This window comes from Maribacter antarcticus DSM 21422, from assembly GCF_000621125.1.
GTDB lineage: Bacteria > Bacteroidota > Bacteroidia > Flavobacteriales > Flavobacteriaceae > Maribacter > Maribacter antarcticus.
On the sequence record NZ_JHZC01000004.1, the window covers coordinates 450252 to 466576 of the forward strand.

Annotated in this window: 10 protein-coding genes and 1 tRNA gene; 8 read left to right on the top strand and 3 right to left on the bottom strand. The window is 38.6% G+C overall.

What is annotated here, in order from left to right; translation table 11 throughout:
- Positions 1-46 precede the first annotated feature (46 nt).
- Both tamL and Q360_RS22025 read right to left on the bottom strand, forming a co-directional pair.
- Entirely contained in the window at positions 47-2365 is a 2319-nt protein-coding gene (gene tamL, locus Q360_RS0102030) for a translocation and assembly module lipoprotein TamL (RefSeq protein ID WP_051554521.1), read from the bottom strand.
- A 3-nt stretch (positions 2366-2368) separates the two neighbouring features.
- Positions 2369-7387 carry a translocation/assembly module TamB domain-containing protein gene (locus Q360_RS22025; RefSeq protein ID WP_036194888.1) on the bottom strand — a complete coding sequence of 1673 codons (5019 nt, stop codon included), beginning with the start codon at positions 7385-7387 and terminating at the stop codon, positions 2369-2371.
- 619 nt (positions 7388-8006) lie between these two features.
- Here Q360_RS22025 and Q360_RS0102040 point away from each other — a divergent pair.
- The 5 genes from Q360_RS0102040 (at position 8007) to Q360_RS26260 (ending at position 12666) form a co-directional block, all read left to right on the top strand.
- Positions 8007-9242, top strand: coding sequence for a glycoside hydrolase family 18 protein (locus Q360_RS0102040; RefSeq protein ID WP_245603130.1), 1236 nt, complete (start codon positions 8007-8009; stop codon positions 9240-9242).
- A gap of 144 nt (positions 9243-9386) precedes the next feature.
- Positions 9387-11078, top strand: coding sequence for an FAD-dependent oxidoreductase (locus Q360_RS0102045; protein WP_027075602.1), 1692 nt, complete (start codon positions 9387-9389; stop codon positions 11076-11078).
- 167 nt (positions 11079-11245) lie between these two features.
- Complete coding sequence (locus Q360_RS26250) at positions 11246-11497, top strand: hypothetical protein (RefSeq protein ID WP_211251559.1); 252 nt, start codon at positions 11246-11248, stop codon at positions 11495-11497.
- Between the two features lie 192 nt (positions 11498-11689).
- Positions 11690-12355: an alpha-L-fucosidase gene (locus tag Q360_RS26255; protein WP_262493195.1), complete on the top strand. Its 666-nt coding sequence runs from the start codon at positions 11690-11692 to the stop codon at positions 12353-12355.
- Positions 12356-12429: 74 nt separating this feature from the next.
- The gene (locus Q360_RS26260) at positions 12430-12666 is read left to right on the top strand and encodes a hypothetical protein (RefSeq protein WP_211251561.1); all 237 of its coding nucleotides are present in this window, start codon (positions 12430-12432) and stop codon (positions 12664-12666) included.
- Positions 12667-12917: 251 nt separating this feature from the next.
- Here the strand turns inward: Q360_RS26260 and Q360_RS0102055 are convergent, their stop codons facing one another.
- Positions 12918-14450, bottom strand: coding sequence for a sulfatase family protein (locus tag Q360_RS0102055; RefSeq protein WP_027075603.1), 1533 nt, complete (start codon positions 14448-14450; stop codon positions 12918-12920).
- Positions 14451-14727: 277 nt separating this feature from the next.
- Between Q360_RS0102055 and Q360_RS0102060 the strand changes: the two genes are divergently transcribed.
- The 3 genes from Q360_RS0102060 (at position 14728) to Q360_RS0102065 (ending at position 16291) form a co-directional block, all read left to right on the top strand.
- Positions 14728-15087: a hypothetical protein gene (locus Q360_RS0102060; protein WP_027075604.1), complete on the top strand. Its 360-nt coding sequence runs from the start codon at positions 14728-14730 to the stop codon at positions 15085-15087.
- A gap of 145 nt (positions 15088-15232) precedes the next feature.
- Positions 15233-15318, top strand: a tRNA-OTHER gene (locus Q360_RS25595).
- 217 nt (positions 15319-15535) lie between these two features.
- Positions 15536-16291, top strand: coding sequence for a sulfite exporter TauE/SafE family protein (locus tag Q360_RS0102065; RefSeq protein WP_027075605.1), 756 nt, complete (start codon positions 15536-15538; stop codon positions 16289-16291).
- Positions 16292-16325: the final 34 nt, after the last annotated feature.

Consider the following 16325-nt stretch of genomic DNA (forward strand, 5'->3'; position numbering starts at 1 on the left):
TAAGTGGATATGCTATTGAGAACATATCAAAGGATATCTCGCTTTACTAAAATGGATATCCGATTGCGAAATTAAAAGTAAGATTATCGCTTCCACCATCAAAAAAAGGCACCCTGCCTCGCTCGCCTTCAGGGAGATAAGGAGTGCGCCAAGGCGATGCCAAATCAAATCGTATCACAAAGCTTTGGATATCGACCCGAAGGCCAAAACCAACACCTACACCTAATTCTTTAGCCCAATCAGAACTGAATTTACCCTGCGACGAAAACTGTTCGTTAAACACTTGGCTTTCTTCGGACTCATCTTCAGAAATTTCTATTGCATTGGTAAGCCAAACGTTGCCGACATCAATAAATAGGGCTCCTTTTAGATATGACACTAAAGGAAAACGGTATTCTAGATTCCCTTCCAAACGCATGTTTCCCGATTGGTCGAAAAACGAGGAAGTCCTATCGGCATTAGAACTAAAGGTGCCAGGACCCAAGGAACGTATTTGAAAGGCGCGAACACTGTAAGGGCCTCCAGAGAAAAATTGTTTTACAAATGGTAAGGTTGTAGAATTTCCATAAGGAATACCCAATCCTGCATATAATCGACTAACAAGGGTCTGCTCTTTTCCCCATTTATAATAATATCGAAAATCTATATCCGCTTTAGCGTATTGCGCATACTCTAACCCTAAAACAGTATTTTTTCCGCCATCAAAAAGGGTTAAGGCGTTACCAGCCATATCCAAACTTGAAGAGATGAAAATCGGATGTTTTTTATCTTCATCTACCATTTCATTATAGGTAAAGGTATAGTTAATGCCTGCTATGAATTGCTGCTCAAAACTTCTACGTAAAAAGGGATTGTTGTTTAGAATACCCTCAAATTCATCAGTAGTATTCGAAAGATTTACATAGACCAAACTAATCGGATTCAGTTCGTGATATGCAAAACGATTAGCCTGCCACGTGTAACCAAAATAAGTATTAAAAGAGTTCAGGGTATATAATTCACTTCGTTTTAGGATATCCGCCCCCAGACTTATCTTTGTTTTTGGCACCGCATATTTAAATCGGTTGGTAGAGAAGGGGACAAGCCGTGGAATGGTCACATCTGCCTTTATACCACCGGCAATACTGCTAAGATTAGCATCTCTGCCGCCAGATAGTTGTGTTTCATATGCGAAATTAGCCGATATGCTCAAGGTCTCACCACCTTTATTAAGGTTTCGATTGCTGTAGGTAACCCCAATGCCGGGTCCTGAAAAACCATTAGACTTCGTTACTGCTTGTAATTCGGTTCGTAAAGACCTTTTTGTCAAAGGAGAAAGAAAAATATCGGCGTTGAGCGAACGCTGACCACTAACTAAAACAGTATCAGACTCGTTAAAACGAATATTAACGAATTTATAGCTTCCTAATGAAGATAGTCGATTGCTTGTTAATCTAGCCTGTTCGGCATTGTACTTTACCCCTTTTTTAAATAGGATATAAGGCTCCAGTTTTTTCGCCTTAAAGTATTCTTCTCTTTGGATAAAATGAATCCCATTTACTAGTTCTGTATGGGGATTGCTTAGGATACTATCCCCTTCTATAGAATAATTGGGATAAACAGTAATGGAATCAATGACATAAGGAAGCATTGCTTTCTCCGGAATGTTCTTTTTTAACCGTAAAATAAAATCATACTTTCTACTATCGTAGCGATTGGTATCTGCTTCGAAAATCAAGAAATCGGGAGTAAAATTATAGTATCCATTACGCTTCAATGTTCTATCGATTCGCTCTCTTTCAAATTTCAGTAACTGAAGGTCAAAACGGGTGCCAGGTATAATTTCTGTTTCGGTCAGTGCATTTGATATTTCGGTGTAGATAGCGAGGGAATCGTTATCCAATTCCAGTTTTTCCATCATATAGGGTTGTGGTAGTTCAACATTATAATTGATACCACCAAACTTGGCAGTACTATCTACTTTGGAGGAGACTTTGCTATAAAAGAATCCGCGATTATCCAATCGGTTCAGCATCAGTTCTTCCACTCGCTGTGGATTTACGCTGGAAAGATATACGGGCTCTTCACCAAATTTCTTGTTAAACCACTTAGTTAAGAACCCTTGTCTTTTTCTTTGAGCTTTATAATGATAGTACAGGCCTAATCGCATTCCTAAAAACGTGGTATTGGCTTCTGGCCTCAAAAGGGTTTCTAGTTCTTCTTTTATTTTTTTACTATTTTCTACTGGCTTGTCAAAAGTTATGTCTATTGCTGACCGCGTAAACAAGGTTTCGTTCTCCGGAATGAATTTACTTACACTACAGGAATGTAGAAATACAATAGTGAGCCATTGTAATGCGATTCGGTATGTAGATTTTGAACTCAAAGTTTAGTTATTCTTAGCTTCTGGTTGTTCACTCTTATTTTTGTTATTCGGAATATTTTCAGTTTTCGGTTTAGTACTATTTTTTAAAGGATTAAATAATTGACTAAATTTATTAAACTCACGATTAAAAATCAAAGCTACACCAGTAACAATCAATTGGCCGTCGATTATATTTTCATAACTACTTTTGCGAAAACCCTTTAGTCGATACTTACCATCTTTTGTAAGAAGGTATTCAAGGCTTACATTGCCAATAATAGGCGTTTCCTCTTGGCCTGGCTGTGCACTTCCTTCTACGTATACGGCGCTTCCTGCTGTAACAATGAGACGGTCGTTAAATAACTTTTTCTTAGCATTGATGTTTATTTGGGTGCGGTCTTGAGGATTATCGCCTTGGTAATCTGTAAAGCTGTCCAAGTCAAAATCTATTTCAAATCCTGAATTACCGAATACTTTATCAGAAAAGGCATTTAGTTCACTGGATAGTACTTTGTTGACATTATCCCTGGCAATTGCTGCGGTGCCACCAGAACTGCCATCGCTACCAGAATCAGGATAAAAACGATTTAGAGCCAGTAAGGAGAAAACCTGTTTGTTCAGCTCTGCTTCCTGTTGGTTTAATTGTTGTAGCCTACTGTAAACCGACCCACCCAAGGCGCCTTGCTCGGCCTCTGGCATGTCTAGACCGAATGATAATTTTGGTTCTAAAATTTCCCCATCCACATTAAGGTAGACCAAAAAAGGGAGCACTTGTCTGTATTTGCCTGATACGGTTTTATCTTGACCAGAGGTTACACTAGACATTAACGGAGACGCAGAGGTTTTTAACTGGTAGATGGCCGTAACGTCCAACTTTGCATCCATGGGGTCGCCTTGCCAAGTAATCGTGCTTCCAGGATTAATTTCGAATCTTCGTTTGACCAAGTTATAGAGGTTTGTCTCGTAATGCCCAGATTTTAGTTCGTATCGCCCAGAGAGATTTATTCGGCCGTTTGGCTCCATATTTAATGCAAGAGCCGCCTGTCCTTTAACTGCTAAATTATCTCCAGTACGTTTGTCAATAATCACATTAAAAGTTGCATCATCAGCGATTTCTACGACAGCCCTAACATCTATTCCTTGAAAAAAAGAAGGGGCTTCCTCTTGGGTTTTTCGTGTTAATATAGCGTCGGCGTTTTTTCGGTCTACAAAAATAACAACGCCATCGCGTTCTTCAATGTCTAGTTGCGACTCTGGTACTACGTAGGTAACATCCGTAACCTCTCTAACTTTCAGTTTCCCATTTACTTTAGGAAGTTTCAGGTTACCCTTGACCCGAACATCGGCATCTAGGCTGGCTGTACCATAGAAAAGGGCATTGTCTTCCTTAGTGGAATTCAAGACTCGGAATGCTTTGGCAGAAAGTGTTAAATCAAAAGATGGGTTAAATACATTCTTGGTCAATATGGAACCCTCAAGGGTAAAGGTATTTCCATTGAAGTCTGATATCTTGAAGCTATCAAAAAATACACCTTTGGGATTTATTTCTATAGTTTCATTTGAAATTTTAAATGCAGAGTTAAAAGTAGCTACATTGAAATCAGTTTCATTAAAATTGAATCTACCCCTATATTCAGGATTATTAGTGCTGCCTGAAAGACTAATTTTTCCTGAAATAAAACCATGCGAATTTTTAATCGCTCCATCGGATAATCCTTCTATAAAGCTTAAGTCTACACGATTTAAGTCAAGGTCTAAGTTTAGTTTTGCACCGGTTTCCGCAGTGGTATAATCACCTACTACATCTAAATCTACCCCACCATCTTTTACTGCAAGATTAAGGTCGTAAGCAGCGTTATTCTTTGATTGGGCATTCAAAGTCAGATTTCCTAAAGTATTCTTTAGCACCTCAAATTGCTTTATATTAAAATCAGCGACGATTCCTTTTGCATTAAAGGGGTTCTCAAGAACAAAATCCCCATTTACTATACCCGTAGCAAGAGCCTCATCAGGATTCAACAAACTAAGGAAAGTCTGTAGTTTAAAATTATTGAATGTAACACCTAAGTGTTCCTTCTCAATACCTGATACAGTATTGCTAAAAGCCAATTCTTGTGTATTTCTACGCAACTTTACATTATTGAGAGCGATTAAATTCTGAGCGATTTTAATTTCGTTATCTTCAGGTATAGCCCATTCTTTTTTATTGAAAATAAGGTTGGAGGGCTTAATTTGAATATGTGTAGTATCACTTTGCAAGGTTAACTCAGAAGCGATATGCGCTGCTACTTCATTACCGTCTAATGAACTGAAATCCAAGAGCAGCTTCTTGTTTTTTAGCTTACCGGTAACATAGGTTTTTTTAATATTAATAGGGTCCAAAAGGAAGGAGGAAAGCCCTGCGGCAAAACTAAGGTTTGTGGCGTCTCCTTTTACCAAAACCATAAGACTGTCGATTGAGCCACCGCTATATGTTGCAGAAGGAACACGTAGTGTAGCATTCAATACCTTCGTAGTCTCATCGAAATCAGCTCTTACCAAAACTGAATCAAGTTGGTCGACATCCCTAAAGAAAACTTCGGTCAAAATAGGAAAAGGATATAGTTTCAAATCCATTTTCAATTTCACGGAATCTGCAGCCGAAATCATTTGCGTACTTTTATTAAAATAGTTTTTGAATTGATTTGTCAAAGCAGATGCTATACGTTTTGGTGAAGCATTAGATTTTAAAAAACCAACTAAAAAATCACTATCAATGGTAATATCCGTACTAATCGTATCTATTTTAGTAGCTAGATTGATGTTGCCCATTTGATACTGCTGATTGTCATACACGGCAATCCCCTTATTAATCTTGGCATTTAAGCTGTAAGCAGAAGGGTTACCGAAAAAGATAACACTTAATTGAAGCCCCGTTTTAATTTTTTCTTCGGTCTGGCCCAAAGCGTATAGGTCAGCACCAATCAGATTTAGATTGAGTCCGACTTTTGACGCTATGGAATCTAGTTCAATAGATGCACTTGTGGTGAAATTTAAATTCTTGTCTTTAAACTCCAAATTAATGGCACCTTCTCCATTCTTTATTTTTCCTTGAAGTTCAAGATTTGAAAAATCATAGCCCTGAATAATCAATTGACTAAAATCGGTAGATATTGCTGCATCTAAGGTGTTTAGATTCTTGCCCCCGCCAGATAAATCCATCTTAAACGATAGTGCGCCCAATTGATCATCATTTAGTAATTTATCTAATTGAAGCCTATCGACCATTAGATTCCCATCGAAACGGATTTGATTCTTGTTTCTGTAATTTCCACTTAACTGCACCTTTCCTTCGGGAATCTCTAGTTGTGCATCGGCATTTATGGCCTTCAAATCTCCATCAACCTTGGCATCCAATAAAATGGTTTGTGGTATGGAAATCCCTAGTTCCGCTTCTGCTATAAATGCTAGGATGTCTTCCCGTATAGAAATCGCCTTAATAGTATTAAAATCAAAAGAAAGGGAGTCTTTTTGTGCGATATTGTTCAGCCGCCCTTCAGCCATTAAGGAGGTGTTTTTTCCCCAATTCAGTTGCATGCCATTTACTTGAACTGAATCTAAGGTACCGTTAGCGTTAATATTTCCGGTAAAAGGATGTTTTGTCAGTGTATTGAGATACGGATTTTCTGCCAGTTCTGGTTGAAAAAAGAATACATCTTGGATAGCTAATTCTAAATCAAGAATTAGAACATCTACAACAGTGCTCATCGGTGCACTTATAAGTTTGCTTACAGAAGGATATTTTAATTCCATTGACCCATTAACATGACTTAAATTTGTTCTAATATTTAAGTTTGATATATACGCGTAAGTATCAGTTATAGCGGTATTTATATATATATTTTGCAATTTAAATCCACTTCGTTCCAGAAAAGAAAAACTATCTAATTCTAGATGTACGTTTTCTGGTTGATATGTTATAGTATTGGCCGTTAAATTCAATTGGGAAATAGCTACCGAATTGGAATCAAATTTTCCTTTCAGTGCCTTTGTTTTACCGGATGTATAATTGATGCTGTTGTTTTCAAGCTTTACTTTATTAGCTTCTAGCACAAAGGCTGGCCATTTAAAAGGTGATGTGGTGGCTGCTGTAATAGAAGTATTTTTTTTAAAGGCTGGACTTGGAAGTTGTAGGGTTACACTTGAATTTTTTAGCGTCATGAAATCAATCCCAATTTCCTTTTTTGAAAGATCAGCTTTTGGTAGTTTTAACTGAAAATCACCCAGAACTACATTTGCTGTAATCGCATCTGGAATTGAATTATAATTGGCGGTGGCATTCGAGATAATAAAGTTATCAACGGATATATAGGGTAGTTGAGTCTCTGTGGCGTCTGCTGCGGTCTTAAACGACTTCGTCTGTTTGTATAGAATGTTGCTGTTGGCCAGTTCCAAGTCATCAAGTTCAAATCGCATGGCCTGCAAATCGATTTTATCTGCTGCAAGATGCAACATACCCAGTTGTAGCTGACTCTCAATACCTATAAATCCATCGGAGTATGTTATATGAAAATCTGAGAGGTCTACAGAACCAATATTGATTTGCATAGGTTCGATTTCCGTTGATGAAGCAACTGAATCTTGAGAAACAAAAGCATCTATTAAAAAATCAAAATTAAATTTATCGGCACCTTCCTTACGAATTACATTTGCTCTGAGCCCATCCCAGGTAACCGACTTTAAATTAATTTCATTGCCGAACAATATCGGCGATATGGGAAGATTGACCTCTAAGCTTTTTGCATACAACAAGGTGTCTTTTTCTATATCCTCTAGGTATAAACCCTCCAAGAACAAATTACCCGAAAACGTTATAAAAAGTCTGTCTATTTCTACTTTGGTATTGGTTTTACTGGAAACATACCCGGTTAACTCGGATACGATAAGTTGCTGACCCCAAGGACTCCGAACAAAAAGCACGAGTACGATAAAAAGCAGCAAGAGTACCCCTACAACTCTGGCAACAACTCTTAACCATTTATATTCTCGTTTCTTCTTTTCCACCAAAGAGTAAAGATCATTAATTTAATTAGTATCGATGAGCTCTTGGTCATTTTAAATTGACTTATGTGAATAAATCAATAGAAATAAGTTCCATTTAGGGATGTCTATCAAGTTATTTTCAAAAGTAGGTTTAGACACACCCTAAATTATTCCTGTAGACAAGCGTATTAATTTTAAAAATAAGGTTAACGTTTTGTTTATCCATATGATCATAATGTACCGTGGTAAAGACATTATAATTGAATATGGTTTTGCACGTAAGAAGGGTTTCTTTCATGGATATATCCCAACGTGCTATTTTATTAGTTTGGAAGAATATGACCGTACAGTTGCATTGACCGTATACCTTAGAATCGTATAAAGCCAAAGTTGTCCTGTTTTCCAAAGAGTTCAATCTAAGGCCAAAGTTATCATTAGCGCTAAGTTTTTAACAACACTATTTTATAGGTACCTTTCCTAATTATAAGTCTTAAATACTAAGGATTGTATTTCGGTTGATACGTAGTATGGATGCATGCCTAGCGAATTAAATTTAGTTCGTATTGCTTTCGAAATACAGTAATACTTTATTTCTTAGTAAGCGGACGAAATATTTGAAATAGAAATCAATTAAGCTACTATGATAGAAACCAACGCAATGAATTGGAAAAACATTTCGATATCTAACCTTTTACTACTTTTTTTTATGCTTGGTTGTTCGCCAAAAGCAAAGAAACAGGTGGCGGAAAGTCCACAAGATAAACCATCTTACGAACCTGTAATAATGGCATATTATGTTCCGGAGCCTAATTATGAGCCAGAGAAGATACCTGTTGAAAAGCTTACCCACATCATTTATTCTTTTACCAATGTAGTTGATGGGGAAATGAAATTCAGAAATCCAGAGGCAGCTGGACCAAAGCTAGAAGCGCTTGTGAAGCAAAAAGATCGTAATCTAGATTTAAAGGTTATGATTGCTTGCGGTGGATGGGGAGCAGACGGATTTTCGGATATGGCACTCACCGAAGAGGGGCGTTCTAAATTTATTGCTAGTGCCTCAGAATTTATAGTAAAATACAAGCTAGACGGCTTGGACATGGATTGGGAATATCCTGGAATATCAGGTGCGGGTACAATGGCTCGAGATGTAGATACTAATAATTTTACTGCACTTATGAAAGGGCTTCGTGAAATGTTGGACACTTTTGATACACCCAAAGTCTTAACGTTCGCGTCTGCAGGTTGGAAACGGTACTATGATTTTATTGAATTAAATGAGGTAATGAAATACGCTGATTTCACTAATGTTATGACCTATGATTTGGTCTCTGGTGTGTCTGAATATACGGGGCATCATACCGCCTTAGGGGCCGTTTCTATTGATGAAATTAAAGGTACACCGTTTCATAAACATTTGGATAGTCTCTATCAAAACGGTAGAAATACCGACCGGGACCCGCGTTCAACAGAAAAAATAGTGGACTTCCTGATTAGAGAATCTGTTGATCCAAAACAGATTGTAATTGGGGGTGCATTCTACGGAAGAGTTTGGAAAGGAGTTATACCGGAGAATAATGGCTTGTACCAACGAAGCGGAGGCATGCATATTGGCTGGTTGGCCTACAATCAAATTAGAAAATCCTATGAAGGCGACTCTAATTTTAAGCGTTATTGGGATGAAAAAGCCGAAGCGCCCTACATGTATAATGCCTTAGACAGTCTAATGGTTTCTTATGACGATACGGTCTCTGTAGCCAGAAAAACCAAGTATGCCATGGAAAAAGGACTTGGTGGTATTATGTTTTGGGAATTGGGCAACGATACCAAAGAAGAAGGCAGCCTACTCGATGCAATTTATACCGCTGCACAAGAGTAACCTTAGCGTAAAGGTATCTTGTTACCTTTTATTAAATGCTATGGAAAGTTGAAAATAACGAGAGGAATTTCTTTGCTTTTAGTATCATGAGTATAATTACATGATTAAAAGGAATTATAAATATTACTAACATTCAATTTTAAAATGAGAAACATATTCTATTTTGTCGTATTCCTTCTGTCTTTTCAGATGAGTACAGGCCAATCAAACACAACGGCATATGATATTGTGATATATGGGGGTACCTCCGCCGGAGTTACTGCTGCCATTCAAGCCAGTAGAATGGGGAAATCGGTCGTGCTTATAGAGCCTACATCACGTATTGGAGGGCTTACAACAGGTGGACTGGGGCAGACCGATATAGGGAACAAGCAAGCCATAGGCGGACTCTCTCGCGAGTTTTATGAGAATATTAAAACATACTACGATAACCCGAAGAATTGGAAGTGGCAAAGTAAATCTGAGTATCGCGATGGGGGGCAGACAATGACGAAGGAGAATGAAACTACGATGTGGACTTTCGAGCCCTCGGCGGCACTTGCTGTTTTTAAACAAATGATGGAGAAAGAGAATATAAAACTGGTCTATAATGAACGCTTAAATAGAAAAAACGGAGTTCAGAAAACTGGAAATAAGATTAGTTCCATAGAAATGCAAAGCGGGAGAACCTTTACTGGGGATGTGTTTATAGATGCCACTTATGAAGGCGACCTTATGGCAACGGCCGGTGTGTCCTATACGCGTGGTCGGGAGAGTAACGAACAGTATGGGGAAACCTTAAATGGTGTTCAAGCAAATAGGATAAACACTACCCTAACAGGTACCGTATCTAGAAATAGTCTTTACCATAACTTTCTTCCAAGGGTAGACCCCTATGTAATAAAAGGAGATGTGGAAAGTGGTTTGTTGCCGAATATTGTTGCTAGCCCGGGCATAGCAGGGGAGGGAGATAATAAAATACAGGCCTATTGTTTTAGAATGTGCCTAACCGACGCTCCTGAGAATCGAGTTCCTTTCAAAAAACCTAAAGTGTATAATGAATTGGATTATGAACTTCTATTTCGGAATTTTGAAGCCCGAACGGGAGCGATACGCGATATGTATTTTTATGGAAATTCGTTACTCCCTTGGATTAATGCGGGTATGCCAAACCGGAAAACGGATACGAATAATAAATTTGGTTTTTCTACCGATTACATTGGTAAGAACTATGAGTATCCAGAAGCTAGCTACGCCGAACGTGATAAAATTATTACAGATCACAGGAACTACCAGATGGGCCTTATGTGGAGCTTAGCAAATCACCCAAGAATACCTAAGGAGGTCAGGGACGAAGCTTCAAGATGGGGTACCGCAAAAGACGAGTTTGAAAGACCCGATGGATGGCAGCAGCAGTTGTATATAAGAGAGGCGAGACGTATGATAGGTGCTTATGTAATGACCCAGCACAACTGCGAAGGACTTCATATTCCGGACGACCCTGTTGGATTAGGGGCTTATGGGATGGATAGCCATCATGTGCAGCGCTATGTAGGTGCCAACGGCTATGTACAGAACGAGGGTAATGTTGAAGCCCATGGTTTCAATCCATATCCTATAAGTTATAAGTCTTTAGTGCCAAAAAAAGAAGAGTGTGAAAACCTTATTGTTCCCGTTTGTTTAAGTGCTTCCCATATTGGTTTCGGATCTATTCGTATGGAACCTGTATTCATGGTCTTAGGTCAATCTGCGGCTGTTGCCGCCTCTTTGGCAATTGATAATAATGCCGCCGTCCAAGATGTTCCCTATCAAAAATTGAAAACGGTGTTGTTAGCTAATCGACAACGTTTAAAATAGGGTGTTTACCTGCGAAGGTGTATACTGCATCCGTAACTATTGCACTACACTATATGTTAAAAACACCAGGGAATTGGAGATTAACTGAATTACGGATAGATAAAATTTATGGTAGAACTTAAAATTATGGCTACTTGTGCAAAAAAAAAACGCTGCAGTGTAGGCTGATGGGATATAAACCAGTATTAATTTTAAGCCTAGTTCTATTAATATTTCTTGAGACATCGGCACAAGCGCAAGTGCCTATACCGACGCTAGCGCAATTGCAATTGCAATGGCAAAATGCAGAATTGGCTGCCTTAATAAGTATAGATTTACACGTATTTGACGGTAAGCCATACCTTCAACTCGAAAATCGAATCACTGCAATTGAAGATTATAATATTTTTAATCCTCAGGGGTACGACATGGACCAATAGATTAGGTCACTAAAGGATGGGAGATTTAAAGTAGCCATTCTAACGGTGAGTCGCGAGACCGGGTTCTTTTTTTATCAAAGTTCGGTTACGCCTTATTCAATGAAAGCCTTGGATTGGCAAGATGGAAAAAGAGATATTCTTCGAGATTTTAAGGCATCATGTTAAAAATACGGCATACTTCCCGGCGTTTATATCGGAACGCGATGGAATTCTTTTTATGGTGTATACGACTTCAAAGTAAATGGTGAAAACGAGTTTGCTTGGAACAGGCAAAAGCATTACAATAGGATGATAGAAAACGTAGTGGCCGAAATTTTTACTAAGTATGGGGTATGGTTCATGGTCTGGTTTGATGGCGGTGCACACGGACCTGAGGAAGGAGGACCAGATGTCCTTTCTATCTTTGAGCAGCACCAACCCAATAGCCTTTTTTATCATTATCTACAAAGAGCTGATATGAGATGGGGCGGAAGTGAAACAGGAACAGTATCATATCCATCTTGGGGTACTTTTCCATATATGGCTACTGGAGCAGGGGAGTCGGCAAAAAAAGTAATAAGCGCCAATAACTATCAATTATTGAAGACCGGAGATCCAAATCGCATCTATTATATGCCTGCAATGAGCAATGCACCATTGCGGGGTAACCAAGGCCATGATTGGTTTTGGTCGCCTAATCGAGAGGAGGTGCTTTATCCGCTAAACACATTAGTTTCCATGTACTACAATTCCGTAGGCCACAATACTTCACTTATTTTAGGGGTTACACAAAATTCTAGAGGATTGCTACCAAAAGCCGATGTAGCCCGGTTAAAAGAATTTGGGGATGCAATCACCTTACGTTTTCCAATCCAGTAGCTAGTATCTCTGGTACCGGTAACAAAATTGACCTTAAACTCAAAAAGAACCAAGTCATAAACCAAGTAGTGATTATGGAAGATATTGCTAAAGGGGAGCGAACCAGAAAATTTAGACTAGAGGTAAAAACTGATAAAGGCTGGCAAACACTGTTTCAAGGGTCCTGCATTGGGCATAAGTTCATCCAAGCTTTCGAGGATATTGAAGTCTCCAGGGTTTGCCTTTGTATAAAAGAAGCAATTGGAGAACCTACAATCAAGAATTTTGAGATATTTAGAATAGAAGATTATGCTAATGCAAAAAAGCTTTAAGTGAACTATTAAATTTATTAGGTAATTCACTCAATATCATATATGTATAATCATTATTCTAAATTGGAATAGTACTAAAATTAGGTGCTATTAAAGATAATGTTATAAGCTCTAATTCATGCTTATGTAATGCCTATTAAAAGATTACGTGACTCCTTTGGTCTATGGACTACTTGGAGCGTTCCCACCCAGATACATCATGGGAAGGATAGTTAGTTCTTAAACTTAGCTTTACTTTAATTCCAGTTCGCCTATCTTTTGGGTTTCTTGTCAAGAATTTCCTTGTAAGCGGTAATCATTTTTGCCAATTTCTCGGGATAGGCTTGTGCCACATTGTTTTGTTGACCAAGGTCATCATTAAGGTTATAGAGTTGGTAAATGATGTCATTTCCAAGTTCAATATTTACAGATGTATTTACCCTTTTACCTTTGTAAGGTGGTATCATTACCCAATTCCCTTTTCTAAATGCGGTTCTGGAAGTGGCCTCTAGAATAAGTTCTTTCCTTCCGGTCTTGCTTTTACCTAAAAAGGTAGCCAAAAGGTCTTCGCTATCCTGTCCTTTTTGATTGCTACCCGCGAAGTTGGCTATAGAACTAAGGAGGTCCAGCTGCGATACCAATGCGTCGGAAACTCCTGGCAGTATGGTCCCTTTCCAATAGGTGATAAAGGGCACTCGTGTACCTGCTTCGAATAAACTGTATTTTCCGCCTCTCAGAGGTCCGGCGGGGATATGGTCTCCCAGTTTTTCTACGGAATCGTCATGATAGCCATCGTTTACAACTGGTCCATTATCACTACTAAATACGATTAAAGTATTTTCTAATAGGCCTTCTTGTCTTAAAGTTTTTATAAACTCGCCCACACACCAATCTGCTTCTACGATAACGTCACCACGGGGACCCATGCCAGAAGATCCAACAAATCTTGGGTGCGGTGTGCGCGGAACATGCGGCTGTTGTAAGGCATAATACAAGAAAAAAGGCTCGTTTTTATTACTTTTCACATACTGCTGTGCTTTTTGTAAAAAATGGTCTGCCATATCCTCATCTATCCATTTGGCGGTTTCCCCACCCTTCATGTATCCGATACGGGAAATACCGTTTATGATACTGTTATCATGCCCGTGGGAAGGTTTCATTTTTAAGAGTTCAGGATTTTCTTTCCCAGTAGATTGCCCTTCAAAATTTTGTTGATAGCTAATTTCTATGGGGTCGTTGGGGTCTAAATTATCGACTTTTCCATTCTCTATATATACCGTGGGTACTCGATCTTGTGTGGCTGCCATAATGTAACTATGGTCAAAACCCACTTCGTTGGGACCTGGGCTTATATGTTGGTTCCAATCTACGTTTCCTCTTCCTAAGCCTAAATGCCACTTACCTACGATACCCGTTTTATATCCTTTTGCTTTTAGTAATTTGGGGATGGTTAATTGCGCTGTATCAATAATTAACGATGCGGTACCGGGTAAAATTTTAGCGCTTTTATTTCGCCATGGATAGGTGCCTGTTAGCAAGGCATAACGACTAGGGGTACAGGTAGCGGAGGCAGCATACCCATTAGTGAAGCGCATCCCATCATGGGCCAGTTTATCAAGGTTTGGTGTTTTCAATGTTGTAGCACCGTATGCGCCAAGTTCTCCGTAGCCTAAATCATCGGCATATATAATAATGATATTCGGTTGGGTAGGAGCTGTTTTCTCTACTCTGGATGACTGCTTGCATGCGCTGAGCAGCAGAACGCACAAAACACTATATATTGTAATAGGTTGGAAAATTGTCATAGGGATAGCATGGTATGTTAATCGCGTATCGAATATAAACAAATTAGCAGGTCTCCTAAGAAAAATACCGAGCACTTGTTTAAAAGTAAGGATGGTTTTTTAGTTTTTGAGTATGTTCGGGTAAAAGAAATCTAGGGTTGTAAATCAATACTTTCCTTGTTACTCATTACGTTTTATCAGGGTTCTGGTATGTTGTTGCTTTTTTGTTGATAACAAATGCATGGGCTTCTTGTGTGCTAGTGGTTGAAGCCCCTATTTTTGCCGACTTTACAAGCGCATGAAAAAACTAGAAATAGGGGACAAGGTGTATAACGCAAAACAAAACGGATTTGCCGATTTTATACGCTATTCCTTTTCTGAAGTCGTAACACTTACTAAAACTTTGGCCGTACTCAAAAACGGCGTAAAACTCTTTAATGAACCACGAATTTCCTATATCACAGAAGATGTGGGCTATTCCGTTTCTAGGCAAAGAGGCTTGCACTGGCATTTGGTATCTTTGGAGGCGATTCGAAAAGCCCAAATCGAAAATGAAAAAATTGCTGCCTACGAGTGGTTCGAGGTTAAAGAGTTTAGCTTAGAAGAAAAGAAATTCATCTACAAACAGTTTACAAAGTTAGCAAGCAAAAAGATTTAAGCATTTTAAGTGGGTGGTTTCTACAGGGTAAATATTTTGGTTGAGGTGCTCGCTAAGTAGAAATGAGTCTCTACTTCAAAATATTGTTTAGTAGTAAAATACTAAACAAAACCTAGGCTCTATATACTACTAGTTTTGAAATGATGGAGGAATGGCAGAGTGGACTAATGTAGCAAATCTCCGGATTTGTGAAGTGTAAGCTTTCGAGGGTTCGAATCCCTCCTCCCTCCGAAATAAAAAGCCCCATGGTACTCGTGAGGCTTTTTTTAAAGCATTTTTTATTGGTATACCACCATGAAGTTATTATTTCAAATTATTATTTTAATTATCTAAAATATAGCTAGTTAATATTATTTTTTTATGATTGATGTTATAGTTTTGTTTCGCTATGAAATAAGACCGGCTACTCAACGGGATAAATCCCATTCCAAACGGTTATTTTTGCAGTATGGAAGAATGGTATCATTACCCTTTACTTGTTTTGGTTGGCTTTGTGGTAGGATTTATAAATACAGTGGCTGGTGGCGGTTCTTTGCTAGCGCTTCCTTTCTTGATTTTTATAGGACTGCCATCAAATATAGCAAACGGAACCAATCGTGTTGCTGTTGTAGTGCAAACGGCAATGGCTACAGTAGGGTTTAAAAGCAAAGGAGTTGCTACTTTTCCGTTTAATGTGTATTTAGGAATTGCAGCCTTTTTTGGTTCTATAATCGGTGCCTATATCGCAGTAGATATTACCGGCGAGGTCTTCAACCGAATTTTGGCTATGGTCATGATTGCCGTGGTGTTTATTATAATTTTCAGCCCTAAAATGAGCATCGTTCATCTTGAGGAGCGCCTTACCGGAAAATACCTTTGGTTGGGTATTATCGCTTTTTTCTTTTTTGGAATTTATGGTGGATTCATTAATGCGGGACTCGGATTCTTAATGATGCTGTTCTTGCATTATGTGAACCGAATGTCTTTGGTTCGCTCCAATGCTACCAAAGTAGCGGTGGTTTTTTTATTCATGATTTCTGCCCTAGCTGTTTTTGCCCTCAACGATAAAGTCAATTGGAAAATAGGTCTCATTTTGGCCATAGGTAACGGAAGTGGCGCTTGGTTTGCTAGCCGGTTTTCGGTAAAAAAAGGAGACGGATTCATTAAAATTTTTTTAGTAGTCATGGTGGTAATTATGGCTGTAAAGCTTTGGTTTTTTAATTAATCGTATGCGGTTTAAGCGGTAAACAAGTAAACTC

Bases quoted from the DNA above. Each gene is read 5' to 3' on its own strand.
- Q360_RS0102040 (WP_245603130.1), top strand. From the start codon at position 8,007: ATGATAGAAACCAACGCAATGAATTGGAAAAACATTTCGATATCTAAC.
- Q360_RS0102055 (WP_027075603.1), bottom strand. From the start codon at position 14,450: ATGACAATTTTCCAACCTATTACAATATATAGTGTTTTGTGCGTTCTG.
- Q360_RS0102060 (WP_027075604.1), top strand. From the start codon at position 14,728: ATGAAAAAACTAGAAATAGGGGACAAGGTGTATAACGCAAAACAAAAC.
- Q360_RS26260 (WP_211251561.1), top strand. From the start codon at position 12,430: ATGGAAGATATTGCTAAAGGGGAGCGAACCAGAAAATTTAGACTAGAG.
- Q360_RS0102065 (WP_027075605.1), top strand. From the start codon at position 15,536: ATGGAAGAATGGTATCATTACCCTTTACTTGTTTTGGTTGGCTTTGTG.
- Q360_RS0102045 (WP_027075602.1), top strand. From the start codon at position 9,387: ATGAGAAACATATTCTATTTTGTCGTATTCCTTCTGTCTTTTCAGATG.
- Q360_RS26250 (WP_211251559.1), top strand. From the start codon at position 11,246: ATGGGATATAAACCAGTATTAATTTTAAGCCTAGTTCTATTAATATTT.